Consider the following 17,778-nt stretch of genomic DNA (forward strand, 5'->3'; position numbering starts at 1 on the left):
CTTCGCGGCAGCCAACCGTTCCTTCGTTCCACAGCCTTTGGAACCCGAAATAACCATGTCATCCCGTAAATTTGGACTCAACCTGGTCGTGGTGCTCGCCATCGCGGCCTTGTTTACCGGCTTCTGGGCGTTGATCAACCGCCCGGTTACCGCCCCCAACTGGCCTGAACAGATCTCCGGCTTCTCCTATTCGCCGTTCCAGCAGGGGCAATTCCCGCAGAAACAGCAGTATCCGACTGACGATGAGATGCGCCGTGATCTGGAGATCATGAGCAAGCTGACGGACAACATCCGTATTTACTCGGTCGATGGCACGCTGGAAGACATCCCGAAACTGGCGGAAGAGTTCGGCCTGCGAGTGACCTTGGGGATCTGGATCAGCCCGGACCAGGAACGCAACGAACGGGAAATCACCCGCGCCATCGAACTCGCCAACTCTTCCCGCAGCGTTGTGCGTGTCGTGGTAGGTAACGAAGCGATTTTCCGCAAGGAAATCACCGCCCAGGAACTCAGCGTCCTGCTCGATCGTGTCCGCGCCGCCGTGAAGGTGCCGGTGACCACATCCGAGCAGTGGCACGTCTGGGAGGAACATCCGGAGCTGGCCAAGCACGTTGACCTGATCGCCGCCCACGTCCTGCCCTACTGGGAATTCATCCCGATGGACAAGGCCGGGCAGTTCGTCCTCGACCGCGCCCGCGACCTGAAAAAGATGTTCCCGAAAAAGCCGCTGCTGCTGTCCGAGATCGGCTGGCCGAGCAACGGTCGCATGCGCGGTGGCGCCGATGCGTCGCCGGCAGACCAGGCGATCTACCTGCGTACCCTGGTCAACAAGCTCAACCGCCAGGGCTTCAACTACTTCGTGATCGAAGCCTTCGACCAACCCTGGAAGGCCAGTGACGAAGGTTCGGTGGGCGCTTACTGGGGCGTGTTCAACGCCGCTCGCCAGCAGAAATTCAACTTCGAAGGGCCGGTGGTAGCAATTCCACAGTGGCGCGTGCTGGCCATTGGCTCGGTGGTCCTGGCGCTGCTGTCGCTGACCCTGTTGATGATCGACGGCTCGGCCCTGCGCCAGCGTGGTCGAACCTTCCTGACCTTTATTGCGTTCCTGTGCGGTTCGGTGCTGGTGTGGATCGGTTACGACTACAGCCAGCAATACAGCACCTGGTTCAGCCTGACGGTGGGCTTCCTGTTGGCGCTTGGTGCGCTCGGGGTGTTTATCGTGCTGCTCACCGAGGCCCACGAATTGGCCGAGGCGGTGTGGATACACAAGCGGCGCCGGGAATTCCTGCCGGTGGTCGGTGATTCGAACTACCGCCCGAAAGTCTCGATCCACGTGCCGTGCTACAACGAGCCGCCGGAGATGGTCAAACAGACCCTCAACGCCCTGGCCAACCTCGACTATCCGGATTTCGAAGTCCTGATCATCGACAACAACACCAAGGACCCGGCGGTCTGGGAGCCGGTGCGCGATTACTGCGAAACCCTCGGCCCGCGCTTCAAGTTCTTCCACGTCGCGCCGCTGGCCGGCTTCAAGGGCGGCGCGCTGAACTACCTGATTCCGCACACCGCCAAGGACGCCGAAGTGATCGCGGTCATCGACTCCGATTACTGCGTGCACCCCAACTGGCTCAAGCACATGGTGCCGCACTTCGCCGATCCGAAAATCGCCGTGGTGCAGTCGCCGCAGGACTACCGCGACCAGAACGAAAGCACCTTCAAGAAGCTCTGCTACGCGGAATACAAAGGCTTCTTCCATATCGGCATGGTTACCCGTAACGACCGTGACGCGATCATCCAGCACGGCACCATGACCATGACCCGTCGCTCGGTGCTCGAAGAACTGGGTTGGGCCGACTGGTGCATCTGCGAAGACGCAGAGCTGGGCCTGCGAGTGTTCGAGAAAGGCCTGTCGGCGGCGTATTACCACGACAGCTACGGCAAAGGCTTGATGCCCGATACCTTTATCGACTTCAAGAAACAGCGTTTCCGCTGGGCCTACGGCGCGATCCAGATCATCAAGCGCCACACCCGTGCCCTGTTGCGCGGCAAGGACACCGAACTGACCCGTGGCCAGCGCTACCACTTCCTCGCGGGCTGGTTGCCGTGGGTCGCGGATGGCATGAACATCTTCTTCACCGTCGGTGCGTTGTTGTGGTCGGCCGCGATGATCATCGTGCCGCAGCGGGTCGATCCGCCGCTGCTCATTTTCGCGATCCCGCCATTGGCGCTGTTCGTGTTCAAGGTTGGCAAGATCATCTTCCTCTACCGTCGCGCTGTCGGCGTGAACCTCAAGGATGCGTTCTGCGCGGCGCTGGCGGGGCTGGCGTTGTCGCACACCATCGCCAAGGCGGTGCTGTACGGCTTCTTCACCAGCAGCATTCCGTTTTTCCGCACGCCGAAGAATGCCGATAACCACGGTTTCTGGGTGGCGATTTCGGAAGCGCGGGAAGAGCTGTTCATCATGCTGTTGCTGTGGGGCGCGGCGCTGGGGATCTTCCTGGTCAACGGCATGCCGAGCAACGACATGCGCTTCTGGGTGACCATGTTGCTGGTGCAGTCGCTGCCTTACCTGGCGGCGCTGATCATGGCGTTCCTGTCTTCGTTGCCCAAACCTGCGGCCGAAGCGGAAACGGCACCAGCGGTCTAAATCTTCACCGATCCACTAAACGGCGGCCAATGGTCGCCGTTTTGCTTTAAGATAACGGCCATTTTGCGGGGCCTCGCCCCATTGGCCTGCCCCAATACCTGTGGGAGCGAGCCTGCTCGCGATGAGGCCGTCACATTCGACATTTATGGTGACTGTGATTGCGCCTTCGCGAGCAGGCTCGCTCCCACATATTTACAGCTTCCGGAGTTTTCCATGACGGCCCACGCCGACCTTTCGCCGACCCTCCAACTCGCCATCGACCTGATCCGCCGTCCGTCCGTGACGCCGGTCGACGCCGATTGCCAGAAGCAGATGATGCAGCGCCTGGGCGATGCCGGTTTTGCACTGGAACCGATGCGTATCGAAGATGTGGATAACTTCTGGGCCACCCATGGCAAGCACGACGGCCCGGTACTGTGCTTCGCCGGCCACACCGACGTCGTCCCGACCGGCCCGGTGACTGCCTGGCAGATCGACCCGTTCAACGCCGTCATTGATGAACACGGCATGCTCTGCGGCCGTGGCGCCGCGGACATGAAAGGCAGCCTGGCCTCCATGACCGTGGCCGCCGAGCGTTTCGTCGCCGACTACCCGGATCACAAGGGCAAGGTTGCGTTCCTGATCACCAGCGATGAAGAAGGCCCCGCGCATCACGGCACCAAGGCCGTGGTCGAGCGTCTGGCCGCGCGCAAGGAGCGCCTGGACTGGTGCATCGTCGGCGAACCGTCGAGCACCTCTCTGGTGGGTGACGTGGTCAAGAACGGCCGTCGCGGCTCCCTCGGCGCCAAGCTGACCGTGCGCGGCGTGCAGGGCCACGTGGCCTATCCGCACCTGGCCAAGAACCCGATCCACCTCGCCGCCCCGGCCCTGGCTGAACTGGCCACCGAGCATTGGGATCACGGCAACGACTTCTTCCCGCCGACCAGCTTCCAGATCTCCAACGTGAACTCCGGCACCGGCGCGACCAACGTCATCCCGGGCGACCTGGTGGCGGTGTTCAACTTCCGCTTCTCCACCGAATCCACCGTCGAAGGCCTGCAGAAGCGCGTCGCCGACATCCTCGACAAGCATGACCTGGACTGGCACATCGACTGGGCCTTGTCCGGCCTGCCGTTCCTCACCGAGCCGGGCGCGTTGCTGGATGCGGTGTCGTCGAGCATCAAGGACATCACCGGCCGCGAAACCAAGGCGTCCACCACCGGCGGCACTTCCGATGGGCGCTTCATCGCGACCATGGGCACGCAAGTGGTCGAGTTGGGTCCGGTCAACGCCACCATCCACCAGGTCAACGAGCGCGTACTGGCTGCCGACCTCGATGTGCTGACCGAGATCTACTACCAGACCCTCGTCAAGTTGCTCGCCTGATGCTGGCTTGCCCGATCTGCAGCGAACCGCTCAATGCGGTGGACAACGGCGTGGCCTGCCCCGCCGGGCACCGCTTCGACCGTGCGCGCCAGGGTTACCTGAACCTGTTGCCGGTGCAACACAAGAACAGCCGTGACCCTGGGGATAACCAGGCGATGGTCGAAGCCCGCCGCGACTTCCTCAACGCCGGGCACTATGCACCGGTGGCCAGGCGCCTGGCGGAACTGGCGGCAGGCTACGCGCCAGCGCGCTGGGTCGATATCGGCTGTGGCGAGGGTTACTACACCGCGCAGATTGCCGAGGCCCTGCCGGACGCTGATGGCTACGCCCTGGACATTTCCCGGGAAGCGGTCAAGCGCGCCTGCAAACGCAACCCGAAGCTGACATGGTTGATCGCCAGCATGGCCCGGGTGCCGCTGGCTTCAGGCAGCTGCCAGTTCCTGGCCAGCGTCTTCAGCCCGCTGGACTGGCAGGAGGCCAAACGCCTGCTCAGCCCAGGCGGCGGCCTGATGAAGGTCGGACCGACCAGCGGCCACCTGATGGAATTGCGCGAACGGCTGTACGACGAAGTCCGTGAATACACCGACGACAAGCATCTGGCCCTGGTGCCAGAAGGCATGGCGCTGGCGCACAGCGAAACCCTGGAGTTCAAACTGACCCTTGCCAGTGGCCAGGACCGGGCGAACCTGCTGGCCATGACGCCCCACGGCTGGCGGGCCAGCGCCGAGCGCCGGGCGGCCGTCATCGAGCAGGTGGAGCCGTTCGAGGTCACCGTCTCGATGCGCTACGATTATTTCGTTCTTCAATAGTTATCAATTTTGGTGTTGAGCAACGGCTCAGGACCGACAAAATCCGCGAATGGATTTTTCAGACACGCAGTGAGGACATCCATGCGCCAACCCGATATCGAGATTTACCTGAAAGACGCCGACGTCGACCACAAAGCCATCGCCGCCTGGCTCGGCGCCGCGTTGGGCCCGTGCAGCGACTGGGTGCAGAAAGGCCAGACCTACAAGTGCAAGGCCGGCAACGTGCCGGTGACCTGGTTGCCCAAGGCCGTAGGAAAATGGAACAGCCTGTACCTGGAAAGTGACCAGACCCCGTGGGAAGACGACATCGCCTGCGCCCGCGCTGCATTTGCCGCGCTGAACGTCGAAGTGCGCTGCGCGCCGGGCAGTTGGGTCGAGGAAGAAAGCGAAGAGACGGCGGATCGCTGGATTCGCATCAGCGCCGATGGTGAAGAAGAGATCACCTGGAAAACCGCTTAAAAACCGTACACAAAACCTGTGGGAGCGAGCCTGCTCGCGATTGCGGTGTATCAGTCGACATCATCGTCGGCTGACACTCTGCAATCGCGAGCAGGCTCGCTCCCACAGTTGTTCTGAGCGATGTTTACAGACCTACGACATCTTCAGCCTGCAAGCCTTTCTGCCCTTCCACCACCGCATACTCGACCTGCTGGCCTTCGGTCAGCGAACGGTGGCCTTCTCCGCGAATCGCGCGGTAGTGCACGAACACATCCACCCCGTCCGCACGCTGAATAAAGCCGTAGCCCTTGGCGTCGTTGAACCACTTCACGCTGCCGGTCTCACGTGTTGCCATCTGTTCATACTCCTTTTTTATTATTGATCGGGCTTTTCGCAGGAAAGCCTCGGGAACATCAGCCGCACATGCTGGCCTAATGCAGGCAGGCGACAGAGCGCCGAGTATATGACAGCCATTAAAACTCTCAACAAGAGTTTACTTACGCGCTTTTTTGCCGATTTTCGACGAATCCGGCACACTAACCAGCTCCCGAGCAAACGCTCGGTTTTATTCACTCATGCAGATGCCGTATGACCCGTTCCCCGTTCCGCCGTCTTGTGTTTGGCACCCTGCGCCGACTGCTGTACCTCTGGGTTCGCTCGGAGACGATCAACCAGTCGTCGTTCACCCTCAACCTCGACCGCAGTCGTCCGGTGTTCTATGTCCTGCAAAACCCTTCGCTGACCGACCTGGCCGTGGTCGACACCGAATGCAGCAAGGCCGGCCTGCCGCGCCCGGTGCTGCCGGTATCGGTGGGCAATCTGCTGGAACCCGCGGCGTTCTTCTACCTGACACCAGACCCGGACTGGCTCGGTCGCCAGGACAAGCGTGGCGCGCCGCCAACCCTGACCCGCCTGGTCAGCGCCCTGAGCCAGAACGCCGCCGAAGATGCGCAGATCATTCCGGTCAGCGTGTTCTGGGGCCAGTCCCCGGACAGCGAAAACAGCCCATGGAAACTCCTGTTTGCCGATAGCTGGGCTGTGACCGGGCGTCTGCGCCGCCTGCTCAGCATCATCGTGCTGGGGCGCAAGACCCGCGTGCAGTTTTCCGCGCCGATCCACCTGCGCGAGCTGATCGAGCACGACAAGGGCCACGAGCGCACCGTGCGCATGGCCCAACGCATCCTGCGGGTGCATTTCCGCAACCTCAAAGCCGCCGTGATCGGCCCGGACATTTCCCACCGTCGCAACCTGGTCAAGGGCCTGGTCAACCAGCCGCTGGTCAAGCAGGCGATCCTCGACGAAGCCGAGCGCGAAAACATCTCCCCGGACAAAGCCAAGGCCCAGGCCCTGCGCTACGGCAACGAAATCGCCTCGGACTACACCTACACCGCGATCCGCTTCATGGAAGTGGTACTGAGCTGGTTCTGGAACAAGATCTACGACGGCATCAAGGTCAATAACATCGAAGGCGTGCAGAAGGTCGCCCCGGGTTACGAAGTGATCTACGTGCCGTGCCACCGCAGCCACATCGACTACCTGCTGCTGTCCTATCTGCTATTTCGCAACGGCCTGACCCCGCCGCACATCGCCGCCGGGATCAACCTCAACATGCCGGGGATCGGCGGCCTGCTGCGCCGTGGCGGCGCGTTCTTCATGCGCCGCACCTTCAAGGGCAACCCGCTGTACACCTCGGTGTTCAACGAATACCTGCACACCCTGTTCACCAAGGGCTTCCCGGTGGAGTACTTCGTCGAAGGCGGCCGCTCGCGCACCGGGCGCATGCTGCAACCGAAAACCGGGATGCTGGCCATCACCCTGCGCAGCTATCTGCGATCCTCGCGCACGCCGATCGTGTTCGTGCCGGTGTACATCGGCTACGAGCGTGTACTGGAAGGTCGCACCTACCTCGGCGAACTGCGTGGGGCGAGCAAGAAGAAAGAATCGATCTTCGATATTTTCAAAGTCATCGGCGCCCTCAAGCAGCGCTTTGGCCAGGTGGCGGTGAACTTCGGCGAGCCGATCAAGCTGGCCGAATTCCTAGACAGCGAACAGCCGGACTGGCGCAAGCAGGAACTCGGCCCGCAGTTCAAACCGGCCTGGCTTAACGAAACCACCAACCGCCTCGGCGAGAAAGTCGCGCAGCACCTGAACGAAGCGGCGGCGATCAACCCGGTCAACCTGGTGGCACTGGCACTGCTGTCCACCAGCCGCCTGGCCCTGGACGACCGCGCCATGGCGCGGGTGCTCGACCTGTATCTGGCGCTGCTGCGCAAGGTGCCCTACTCGCCGCACACCACCCTGCCGGAGGGTGACGGCCGTGCCCTGATCGAACACGTCAAGGACATGGACCTGCTCTCCGAGCAAAGCGACGCGCTGGGCAAGATTCTGTATCTGGACGAGCAAAACGCCGTCCTGATGACCTACTACCGCAACAACGTGCTGCATATCTTCGCGCTGCCGGCCTTGCTGGCGAGCTTCTTCCAGAGCGCCTCGCGCATGAGCCGTGAACAGATTCTGCGCTACACCCGCGCGCTGTACCCGTACCTGCAAGCCGAGCTGTTCATTCGCTGGTCGCTGGAAGAACTGGACGGGGTGATCGATCAGTGGCTGGAAGCCTTCGTCGAACAAGGCCTGCTGCGTTTCGAGAACGACATCTACCTGCGCCCGGCGCCAAGTTCACGGCATTTCGTGCTGCTGACCCTGCTGTCGAAAAGCATCGCCCAGACCCTGCAGCGCTTCTACATGACCGTTTCCCTGCTGCTCAACAGCGGCCAGAACAGCATCAGCGCCGAAGAACTGGAAGACCTGTGCACGGTCATGGCCCAGCGCCTGTCGATCCTGCACGGCCTGAACGCGCCGGAGTTCTTCGACAAGAGCCTGTTCCGCCACTTCATCCAGACCATGCTCGACCTCGAGGTGCTCAAGCGCGACGAGGCCGGCAAGCTGGGCTATCACGAACTGCTGGGCGAACTGGCCGAAGGCGCGGCCAAGCGGGTACTGCCGGCGGAGATTCGCCTGTCGATCCGCCAGGTGGCGCTGCATCGCAGCGAAGATGCGGCAGATCAACCCGTTGCAACGTCACAGACCTGATGCAAGCACCTGTGGGAGCGAGCCTGCTCGCGAATGCGGTCTAACATTCAACATCACTGTTGACTGACACACTGCTTTCGCGAGCAGGCTCGCTCCCACATTTTTAAATGGAGTTCTCCAATGAAAAAACTCTCTCTATTGGCCATGACCGCACTTCTGGGAGCCTGCCAGTCAATGCAGCCTGCCGCCAAGGCTTCCCTCGACGGCGAAGTGTTCTACCTGCAACGTATCGCCCTGCCCCCGACGGCGACCCTCAGCGTCAGCCTGCAAGACATTTCCCTCGCCGATGCCCCGGCCAAGGTCATTGACGAACAGCGTGGCCCGATCAAAGGCCAGGTGCCGCTGCCGTTCCACCTGACCTACGACCCGCAGAAGATCGAGCCCAATCACCGTTACTCGATCAACGCACGCATCGAAGTCGATGGCAAACTGCTGTTCATCACCACCGAGAACCACGCCGTGCGCCTGGACGGCACTGACCCGCAACCCGTGAAGGTCCGCGTCGATGCGGCCCGCTAGGGCTTATTGAAACAAGTGTCTTTTTTGAAAAAGGAAGTTGCCATGCTCCGCCCTACCCTCCGCTTTGCCGGCCTGTGCGCAGGTTTGATGATCAGCGCCAGTGCGATGGCGCTGTCGCTCAGCGATCTGTCTCAAAAAGACGCCACCGGCGGCCTCAAGGACGCCCTGACCCAGGGCGCGCAACTGGCTGTGAAACAACTGGGCACGCCGGGCGGCTTCAGCAACAACCCGGACGTGAAGATCGAATTGCCGGGCAAGCTGGGCAAGGTCGCCAGCAAAATGAAGCAGTTCGGCATGGGTGATCAGGTCGACGAGCTGGAAGCCAGCATGAACAAGGCGGCAGAAACCGCCGTGGTCCAGGCCCAGCCGATCCTTGTCGATGCGGTGAAGAAAATGACCGTGGATGACGCCAAGGGCATCCTCAGCGGCGGCAACGACTCGGCCACCCAGTACCTGAACAAGACCAGCCGCGAACAGATCCGCGCCAAGTTCCTGCCGATCGTCAAGCAAGCCACCGATAAAGTGGGGCTGGCCCAGCAGTACAACTCCTTCGCCGGCCAGGCCGCGACCATGGGCGTGATCGACGCCAAGAGCGCCAACGTCGAAAACTACGTCACCGAGCAGGCGCTGGACGGCCTGTTCGAAATGATCGGCAAACAGGAAGAAGCCATTCGCAAGGATCCTGCGGCGGCTGCGACCAGCCTGGCGAAGAAAGTCTTCGGCACGCTCTAACCGGCGCAGCAAAACCCTGTGGGAGCGAGCTTGCTCGCGATGAGGCCGTATCAGTCGACATCAACGTTGACTGGTACACCGCCATCGCGAGCTTGCTCGCTCCCACAATGCTTCAGGCAGCCGATCCGACTCGTAGAAAAAACACCCACTCACGCCCGATCTTCCTCTTCTCGAACACATTCAACTCGACCAACCCGTTCAGGGTCGCCGAGGCCGTGTTGTATGAGCAATCCAGATGTTCCTTCACATTGCCAGCTGTAAATTCCTTGGCCATCCCGCTCTTGGCCACCTGGAATACGGCACGCTGCTTCTCGGTCAATCGGTAAAAAAAGCCCGAGTCCATTAGCCAGCGATCAAAGTGACCGGCGTTCGCCAGACTTTTCCGATACGCCTCGGTAAAAAAGCCGACAGCCCGAAGCACCACCGAGCACTGGAAATCGATGAAATAGGTAAGGTCCAGGTCATCCGCCTCGGTATTCAGATACGAACGACCGTATTTCACCGGCGCAGTGCGCAACAAAATGCTGATCGCAATGTAGCGGAATGCCGAAAAATCGTTCTTGAACATGAACCAATAAAACAACGCCCGTGCAACGCGGCCATTGCCGTCGCGAAAAGGATGCTCGTAGCCGAGTGCAAAATGCAGGGCGATGCCTTTAATCAATGGATGAAGGTACTCGGTTTTCTCAGGATCGTTGTGAGACTGGTTGATCCACTTCGACAGCACCTGCAATCGACCGGCCAGCCCACTCGCCGGAGGCGGGACATGCACCGTATGCCCCTCGCCATCCTGTACCACCACGTCATCTCTTTCCCGCAAAGCCCCCGGTGAATAGCGTCCATCATCGATACCCTCGACGCCTGTCCGGTGCATGGCGGTCATCAGCTCGACACTCAGGGGTTCGTGACGCTTTTCCCAGGCAAAATTCATCATTTTGTAGTTGCCAATCACCATCCGCTCATCCGGCGTGCGCGGCAGGCGTTTGCGTCTGAGCATTTCCTTGGCCACCTGCGTAGTCGTCGCTGCGCCTTCGAGCTGACTGCTGCTGATGGCTTCGTCCTCGATCAGATCGTTGAGCAGATAACTGAAGTGTGCGTGCTCGCCGATCTGACTGGTCATGAATTCCAGCGCCGCCGTAGTCGCTTGCCGGTCAACGGCAGAGATCGCCTTCTGCGCCAACGGAGTGAGCACGAATTGGCCCCATTGGAGCGGCTCACCCACAGGTAAAAGACTTGAGTACTGCGCTGTCCGGGCTTTCTTTACCAGCGCCCAGCAAAGATTCGAATCCAGCCCCGCCGGCCAGCGATAACGCAATTCGTTGAAGGGTCGATAGCGGCCTTGATCATCCAGCGGCTTGAGCAATGCAAGGTAATCGGCGAGCCGTTCTTTGTGGGGAGATTGCCCGAGCCGATCGAATAGCGGGTCAAGCCGGCCCTGTAGCCTGGGCGGTTTTCTCATCGGGTGTCTGTCTCTGAAGCCCTCAAAATCGAGGCTGGAGTACAGCACCGCAATCACCGCGCCTCAATATCAGACGTTTCCGAGATCGATGTAGGAGTTGCCGCTGGCTGCGATCTTTTGATTTTGATTGTAAAAACAAGATCAAAAGATCGCAGCCTGCGGCAGCTCCTACAGGGGATTGTGTACAGCTTGGGCCGGTTCTTTTTTGATCCTGAACCACGCCGCATACAACGCCGGCAGGAACAGCAGCGTCAACGCCGTCGCCACAATCAGCCCGCCCATGATCGCCACGGCCATCGGCCCGAAGAACACACTGCGCGACAGCGGAATCATCGCCAACACCGCAGCGAGCGCCGTCAACACGATCGGCCTGAACCGCCGCACCGTGGCTTCGATGATGGCCTGCCATGGCTTCAATCCGGCCGCGATGTCCTGCTCGATCTGATCCACCAGGATCACCGAGTTACGCATGATCATCCCCGACAAGGCGATGGTCCCGAGCATGGCGACAAACCCGAACGGCTGGCGGAACACCATCAGGAACAGCGTCACCCCGATCAAGCCCAGCGGCGCCGTCAGAAACACCATCGCCGTGCGTGAGAAACTGCGCAGTTGCAGCATCAGCAAGGTCAGTACAACCACGATGAACATCGGCACACCGGCGTTGACCGATTTCTGCCCACGCTCGGAATCTTCCACGGTGCCGCCGACATCCAGCAGATAGCCGTCAGGCAGTTCGGCGCGGATCGGGTCGAGAGTCGGCATGATCTGCTTCACCAGCGTCGCCGGTTGTTCCTTGCCGTAGATGTCGGCACGGACCGTCACGTTGGGCAGGCGGTTACGGTGCCAGATCACGCCCTCTTCAAAGCCATATTCCAGGGTTGCGATCTGCGACAGGGCGACGCTGCGACCGTTGTCCGTCGGCACCGCCAGGCTTGGCAGCAACGACAGCTCGGTACGCTCATGCACGGTGCCGCGCAGCAGGATCTCGATCAACTCGTTGTCTTCGCGATACTGGCTGACGCTGGAACCGGTCAACGAGCTCTGCAAGAACTTCGACAGGTTCGCCGTACTCACCCCAAGCGCCCGCGCACGGTCCTGATCGACGTTCAGGTAGACGACTTTGCTCGGTTCTTCCCAATCCAGGTGGACGTTGGCCACATGGGGGTTTTCCCGCACCTTGGCCGCGACTTTACGGGCCAGCGCGCGGACTTCCTCGATGTGCTCGCCGGTCACCCGGAACTGCACCGGATAGCCCACGGGCGGGCCGTTTTCCAGGCGCGTGACCCGCGAGCGCAGGGCCGGGAATTGCTCGTTGAGGGTGGTGATCAACCAGCTGCGCAGGGTTTCGCGTTCCTCGATGGATTTGGCCAGCACGACAAACTGGGCGAAGCTCGCCGCCGGCAGTTGCTGATCCAGCGGCAGGTAAAAACGTGGCGAACCGGTGCCGACGTACGCCACATAGTTGTCGATCCCGGCCTTGTCCTTGAGCAAGGCTTCGAGACGCTTGACCTCATCAGCGGTGTTGCTCAGGGACGCGCCTTCCGCCAGCTTCAGGTCGACCATCAGCTCCAGTCGGCCGGACGCCGGGAAAAACTGCTGCGGTACAAAACGGAAGAGGAACACAGAACCGATGAACAGAATCACCGTCGCCGCGATCACCGTCTTGCGCCGACGCACGCACCATTCCACCACGCGTCGGACCCGCTGATAAAACGGTGTTCCGTAAGGATCGGGCTGATCGGGGCCATGTTTCGCCGCATGAATTTTCGCCAGATCCGGCAGGAGTTTTTCCCCCAGATACGGTACGAAGACCACTGCCGCCACCCAGGACGCCAATAGCGCAATGGTCACCACCTGGAAGATCGAACGGGTGTATTCGCCAGTGCCCGATTGTGCGGTGGCAATCGGCAGGAACCCGGCGGCGGTGATCAGCGTACCGGTGAGCATCGGGAACGCAGTGCTGGTCCAGGCATAGCTTGCCGCCTTGATCCGGTCGAAGCCCTGCTCCATTTTGATCGCCATCATTTCCACGGCGATGATCGCGTCGTCCACCAACAGCCCCAGCGCCAGTACCAGCGCACCGAGGGAAATCTTGTGCAGGCCTATCCCCAGGTAATACATGGTGGCTAAGGTCATCGCCAACACCAGCGGGATCGCCAGAGCCACCACCATGCCGGTGCGCACGCCGAGGGAGAAAAAGCTTACCAGCAACACAATCGCCAGGGCCTCGACCAGCACCTGGACGAACTCGCCGACCCCGGTTTTCACCGCCGCCGGTTGATCGGAAACCTTGCGCAGCTGCATGCCCGCCGGCAGGTTTTTCTGGATACGGGCGAATTCGATTTCCAGCGCCTTGCCCAGCACCAGAATGTCGCCGCCGTCTTTCATGGCCACGGCCAGACCGATAGCGTCCTCGGCCATGAAGCGCATGCGCGGTGCCGGTGGATCGTTGAAACCCCGGCGCACATCAGCTACATCGGAGATGCGGAAGGTGCGATCGGCGACCCGGATCGGAAAGTTTTTTATCTCATCGACGGTCTGAAAATTCCCCGAGACCCGTAGCTGCAATCGCTCGCTGCTGGTTTCGAAGAAGCCGGCGGTGGACACCGCGTTCTGCTCTTCAAGTGCCTGCTGCACCGCCGCCAGGGGCAAACCGAGGGTGGCGAGTTTGACGTTGGACAGCTCGATCCATATCTTTTCGTCCTGCAAGCCGAGCAGCTCGACCTTGCCCACATCCTTGACCCGTTGCAGCTGGATCTGGATGCGATCGGCGTAATCCTTGAGCACGGCGTAATCGAAACCGTCGCCGGTCAGCGCGTAGATGTTGCCGAAGGTGGTGCCGAATTCGTCGTTGAAGAACGGCCCCTGAATACCCGGCGGCAAGGTGTGGCGAATGTCACTGACCTTCTTGCGCACCTGATACCAGAGCTCGGGAATCTCCACCGAGTGCATCGAGTCGCGGGCAATGAACGTCACCTGGGATTCGCCGGGGCGGGAGAACGACACGATGCGTTCGTACTCACCGGTTTCCATCAGCTTCTTTTCGATGCGCTCGGTGACCTGGCGCGAGACTTCCTGCGCCGTGGCGCCCGGCCAGTTGGTGCGGATCACCATGGCCTTGAAGGTGAACGGCGGGTCTTCGCTTTGGCCGAGCTTGGTGTAGGACAGCGCGCCAACGATGGCCAGCAACAGCATCAGGAACAGTACGATCTGGCGATTACGCAGCGCCCATTCGGAAAGATTGAAGCCCATCGGGGATTACTCCTTGTCCGCCAGATTGACCACGCGGTTCGAGCGATCCACCGGGCGCACCTGCTGCCCGTCGAGAAGTACATGGACGCCGGCGGCCACCACCCAGTCGCTGGCGTTGAGGCCTTCGAGCACCGGCACGGTTTTCTCACCGAAGGCACCGACCCGCACCGGGGTCTTTTTCAGGGTGTTATTGGCGCTGACGACCCAGACATAGGTCACGCCGTTTTCAGCGGTCAGCGCAGACAACGGCACCGACAGCGGCACGCTCTCGGCGCTTTGCACGAATACCCGGGCGCTCTGGCCCAGTTCGACCGGGACCTTGCCGGCGTTGAAGGCGATGCGCGCGGCGAAGGTGCGGGACTTCGGATCGGCAGAGGGAGACAGCTCGCGAATTTTCCCGGCGAAGCGCTGATTCGGCTGCGTCCACAGCTCCACCGAGACCGGCTCACCCACCTTGAAGCGGCCGAAGTTCTGTTCCGGCAGGCTGATCAGTACTTCACGCTCGCCATCGGTAGCCAGGGTGAACACGGTTTGCCCGGCGGCCACCACTTGCCCGACTTCCACCGCACGCTTGGCCACCACACCATCCTGGGGCGCACGCAACACGGCATAGCTCGCCTGGTTACTGGAGACGTTGAATTCGGCCTTGATCTGTTTGAGACGGGCTTCACCGGAACGGTAGAGATTTTCGTGGTTGTCGTACTGCGAGCGGCTGACCAGCTGACGTTCCATCAGGGTTTTGTAGCGGTCACGCTCGGCGCGCACCATATTCAGATTGGCTTCGGCGGCCGCGACCTGGGCACGGGTGGCTTCCAGTTGCAGGCGCACATCCTGGGGATCGAGTTCAGCCAGGGGCTGATCGGCCTTGACCCGCTGCCCTTCCTCAACCAGTCGTCGGCTGACTTTGCCGCCGATACGGAAGGCCAATTCCGGCTCGTAGCGGGCGCGGACTTCACCGGGGTAGCTCTCCGTCGCCTGGCCCGAAGGCTCTGGCTGGACCACCATGGCCGGGCGCACGCTGGTTTGCGGCGCTTCTTCGTGACCACACGCCGTCAACAAGAAAACCAGACTGACAGGCAACGCGAGGGGCAGGACATAGCGGAACATGGTGAAGGACCTTTCGCCAATGGTGCTAGGAATAATTATACTGGCCAGTATGTTATTAATAGCAAACTCACCAGTCCAGTAATAAAAGCGCATATGCCGAACAATCCTTCAGTACCCAACGGCCCAGGCCGCCCCAAGGATCTTGCCAAGCGCCAGGCGATCCTCGACGCGGCGAAGACGCTGTTTCTCACCAAGGGATATGCCAACACCAGCATGGACGCTGTCGCAGCAGAAGCAGGTGTTTCAAAGCTGACGGTCTACAGCCACTTCAATGACAAGGAGACGCTGTTCTCCGCCGCCGTGGTGGCCAAGTGCGAGGAGCAATTGCCGCCGCTGTTTTTTGAACTGCCCGATGGCGTGGCGGTGGAAACCGTGCTGCTGAACATTGCCCGCGGCTTTCACCACCTGATCAACAGCGACGAATCGGTGAACCTGCATCGCCTGATCATGGCCCTGGGCAGCCAGGACCCGAAACTCTCGCTGATCTTCTTCGAGGCCGGCCCGCAGCGCATGTTGCAGGGTATGGAGCGGCTGTTGAGCAAGGTGGACCAGAGTGGCGTCTTGAGCATCGACAAACCGCACAACGCGGCGGAGCACTTCTTCTGCCTGCTCAAGGGCGCGGCGAATTTCCGCTTGCTGTTTGGCTGTGGCGAACCGCTGACCGAGGAAGCGGCCGAGAGTCATGTGCGGGAGGTTGTGGGGTTGTTTATGCGGGCTTATCGACCTTAACCAGCCTGAAATGTTTTAGTCGTCTGGTCTGGCCCCTTCGCGAGCAGGCTCGCTCCCACATTGGATCTATGTAACACCTTAGATCCCCTGTGGGAGCGAGCCTGCTCGCGAAAAGGACGACTCGGTCTCAAGCCTTGAGTGCTTTTTTAGGATAAATGTCATACCGACTGGACTTGCCATCCAGCGCATGGCTGGGCTTGGGCCCTTCGATGCATGGCGCCTTGCGCGGGCGCTTGACCACAACCCGGTGGGTCGCCAAAGCCAATGCCGCCTGGAGCAATGCAGGTGCATCCGGGTCATCGCCCACCAGTGGCCGGAACAGGCGCATTTCCTTCTTCACCAGTGCGGTTTTCTCGCGGTGCGGAAACATCGGGTCGAGGTAGATCACCTGCGGCGGCTCGCCTTCCCAGTTGCTCATCACCTCGATCGAATTGCCCTTGAGCAAACGCATGCGCGCCACGATCGGCGCCACCTCGAAATCTTCCGCGCCCCGGGCCAGGCCATCTTCGAGCAAGGCACCGATCAGTGGCTGACGCTCGATCAGGCTCATCTCGCAGCCCAGGCTCGCCAGCACGAACGCATCCTTGCCCAGCCCCGCCGTGGCATCCAGCACCCGCGGGCGCACACCCTGGGCGATACCGACAGCCTTGGCGATCATCTGCCCGCTGCCGCCACCGTACAACCGACGATGAGCCGCGCCCCCCTCGACGAAGTCCACCCGCACCGGCCCAGGTGCATCCGGGCCGAGCTGTTGCAGCTGCAAGCCCTGCTCGCCTACCTGCAAGGCAAACTCACCGTCATCCACCTGCAGCGGCAGGCCCAGGCGCTCGGCCCAGTGCTCGGCCTGTGGCTGAAAAGTCTCGCCCAAGGCTTCGACACGGATGCGGCACGCCGCCGGTTGATCAATCATCAGAAAACACGCTCAAAAAATTAATGATCGGCAAAAACGGCCGATAACAAAACTATCGAGCATTTTGCCAGAGCTGAGCGTCGACCGAGAGAAATGTCAGACATTCAACCCACAATCACAGGTTTTATCTCGCCCTACGGCGACTACAACCTGCGAAACACCCAGGCACTGAGCGGCGTCAGCCACATCTGGCAGGATTTCTTTGCCCGAGCGCTGGCCGAACAGTCGGGTGAGGTGTTGCCTGAATCGTTGAACTTTCCACCGGTGGACCTGGAAAGCCCGGTCGAGCCCACCGTTGGCAGCGACCTGCTGGCGCACATCGTTGCCCAGCGCGAATGCGACGTGAAGGACAACGAAATTCGCCCGCCAGAGCCGCTGTTCCTGCCAATTGCCGAATTCGAAATGGACCTGGCCGACAAACCATTCCCACCGTTCCCCCCGGAAGAAATCGTCGCCCAGCAACGCCAGCAAAACTTCGACAGCGGCTGGGTACGTCCGATCGTGCTGACCGCCGGTCAACCGCTGCCCGAAGCCGGCCCCGCGCCGCAACCGCGTCCACTGCACCTGCCCATCGCCGAGTTCGAACTCGACCTGCTGGACAAGCCCTTCCCGCCGTTCTCGCCGGAAGAAATGGTGGAGCAGCAAAAAGCACTCGATTTCGATAGCCGCTGGGCGCGGCCGATCGTCCTGCAGAACCTGCGCCTCGCCGCCTGATTCT

General features: G+C 61.1%; 14 protein-coding genes. 9 read left to right on the forward strand and 5 right to left on the reverse strand.

Annotated features, from left to right (window positions below; genetic code table 11):
- The first annotated feature begins 55 nt into the window (after positions 1 to 55).
- The 4 genes from ABTV29_RS25395 to ABTV29_RS25410 all read left to right on the forward strand — a co-directional run bounded on the left by ABTV29_RS25395 (position 56) and on the right by ABTV29_RS25410 (position 5,280).
- Entirely contained in the window at positions 56 to 2,647 is a 2,592-nt protein-coding gene (locus ABTV29_RS25395; protein WP_433767335.1) for a glycosyltransferase, read from the forward strand.
- A 213-nt stretch (positions 2,648 to 2,860) separates the two neighbouring features.
- A complete protein-coding gene (gene dapE, locus ABTV29_RS25400) occupies positions 2,861 to 4,012 on the forward strand; it encodes a succinyl-diaminopimelate desuccinylase (protein WP_433767336.1) in 1,152 nt (383 codons plus the stop codon).
- The gene (locus ABTV29_RS25405) at positions 4,012 to 4,821 is read left to right on the forward strand and encodes a putative RNA methyltransferase (protein ID WP_433767337.1); all 810 of its coding nucleotides are present in this window, start codon (positions 4,012 to 4,014) and stop codon (positions 4,819 to 4,821) included. Before dapE ends, ABTV29_RS25405 begins: the two co-directional genes overlap by 1 nt.
- 81 nt (positions 4,822 to 4,902) lie before the next feature.
- Positions 4,903 to 5,280 (forward strand): hypothetical protein, encoded by a 378-nt coding sequence (locus ABTV29_RS25410; protein WP_433767338.1) that lies wholly within the window; start codon positions 4,903 to 4,905, stop codon positions 5,278 to 5,280.
- Between the two features lie 124 nt (positions 5,281 to 5,404).
- Here the strand turns inward: ABTV29_RS25410 and ABTV29_RS25415 are convergent, their stop codons facing one another.
- Positions 5,405 to 5,614, reverse strand: a complete 210-nt coding sequence (locus ABTV29_RS25415) for a cold shock domain-containing protein (protein WP_110966634.1) — start codon at positions 5,612 to 5,614, stop codon at positions 5,405 to 5,407.
- A 233-nt stretch (positions 5,615 to 5,847) separates the two neighbouring features.
- Here ABTV29_RS25415 and plsB point away from each other — a divergent pair, with 233 nt between their 5' ends.
- The 3 genes from plsB to ABTV29_RS25430 all read left to right on the forward strand — a co-directional run bounded on the left by plsB (position 5,848) and on the right by ABTV29_RS25430 (position 9,600).
- Positions 5,848 to 8,349: a glycerol-3-phosphate 1-O-acyltransferase PlsB gene (plsB, locus tag ABTV29_RS25420; protein ID WP_433767339.1), complete on the forward strand. Its 2,502-nt coding sequence runs from the start codon at positions 5,848 to 5,850 to the stop codon at positions 8,347 to 8,349.
- Between the two features lie 120 nt (positions 8,350 to 8,469).
- Positions 8,470 to 8,868, forward strand: coding sequence for a YbaY family lipoprotein (locus tag ABTV29_RS25425; protein WP_433767340.1), 399 nt, complete (start codon positions 8,470 to 8,472; stop codon positions 8,866 to 8,868).
- A 42-nt stretch (positions 8,869 to 8,910) separates the two neighbouring features.
- Positions 8,911 to 9,600, forward strand: coding sequence for a DUF4197 domain-containing protein (locus ABTV29_RS25430; protein WP_433767341.1), 690 nt, complete (start codon positions 8,911 to 8,913; stop codon positions 9,598 to 9,600).
- Between the two features lie 112 nt (positions 9,601 to 9,712).
- On the opposite strand, the gene ABTV29_RS25435 is transcribed toward ABTV29_RS25430, so the two are convergent.
- From ABTV29_RS25435 to ABTV29_RS25445, 3 genes are all read right to left on the reverse strand, one after another.
- Entirely contained in the window at positions 9,713 to 11,059 is a 1,347-nt protein-coding gene (locus ABTV29_RS25435; protein WP_433772015.1) for a Fic family protein, read from the reverse strand.
- A 168-nt stretch (positions 11,060 to 11,227) separates the two neighbouring features.
- Positions 11,228 to 14,314: an efflux RND transporter permease subunit gene (locus ABTV29_RS25440; RefSeq protein WP_433767342.1), complete on the reverse strand. Its 3,087-nt coding sequence runs from the start codon at positions 14,312 to 14,314 to the stop codon at positions 11,228 to 11,230.
- Between the two features lie 6 nt (positions 14,315 to 14,320).
- Positions 14,321 to 15,421: an efflux RND transporter periplasmic adaptor subunit gene (locus ABTV29_RS25445; RefSeq protein ID WP_433767343.1), complete on the reverse strand. Its 1,101-nt coding sequence runs from the start codon at positions 15,419 to 15,421 to the stop codon at positions 14,321 to 14,323.
- A gap of 93 nt (positions 15,422 to 15,514) precedes the next feature.
- Here ABTV29_RS25445 and ABTV29_RS25450 point away from each other — a divergent pair, with 93 nt between their 5' ends.
- A complete protein-coding gene (locus tag ABTV29_RS25450; RefSeq protein ID WP_433767344.1) occupies positions 15,515 to 16,150 on the forward strand; it encodes a TetR/AcrR family transcriptional regulator in 636 nt (211 codons plus the stop codon).
- 127 nt (positions 16,151 to 16,277) lie between these two features.
- Here the strand turns inward: ABTV29_RS25450 and ABTV29_RS25455 are convergent, their stop codons facing one another.
- Positions 16,278 to 17,060 (reverse strand): class I SAM-dependent methyltransferase, encoded by a 783-nt coding sequence (locus tag ABTV29_RS25455; RefSeq protein WP_433767345.1) that lies wholly within the window; start codon positions 17,058 to 17,060, stop codon positions 16,278 to 16,280.
- Between the two features lie 93 nt (positions 17,061 to 17,153).
- On the opposite strand from ABTV29_RS25455, the gene ABTV29_RS25460 reads away from it, so the two are divergent.
- A complete protein-coding gene (locus ABTV29_RS25460) occupies positions 17,154 to 17,774 on the forward strand; it encodes an energy transducer TonB (protein ID WP_433767346.1) in 621 nt (206 codons plus the stop codon).
- The last annotated feature ends 4 nt before the right edge of the window (positions 17,775 to 17,778 follow it).

Origin of the sequence: Pseudomonas putida, from assembly GCF_050989985.1 — a bacterium.
GTDB classification, from domain to species: domain Bacteria; phylum Pseudomonadota; class Gammaproteobacteria; order Pseudomonadales; family Pseudomonadaceae; genus Aquipseudomonas; species Aquipseudomonas putida_AI.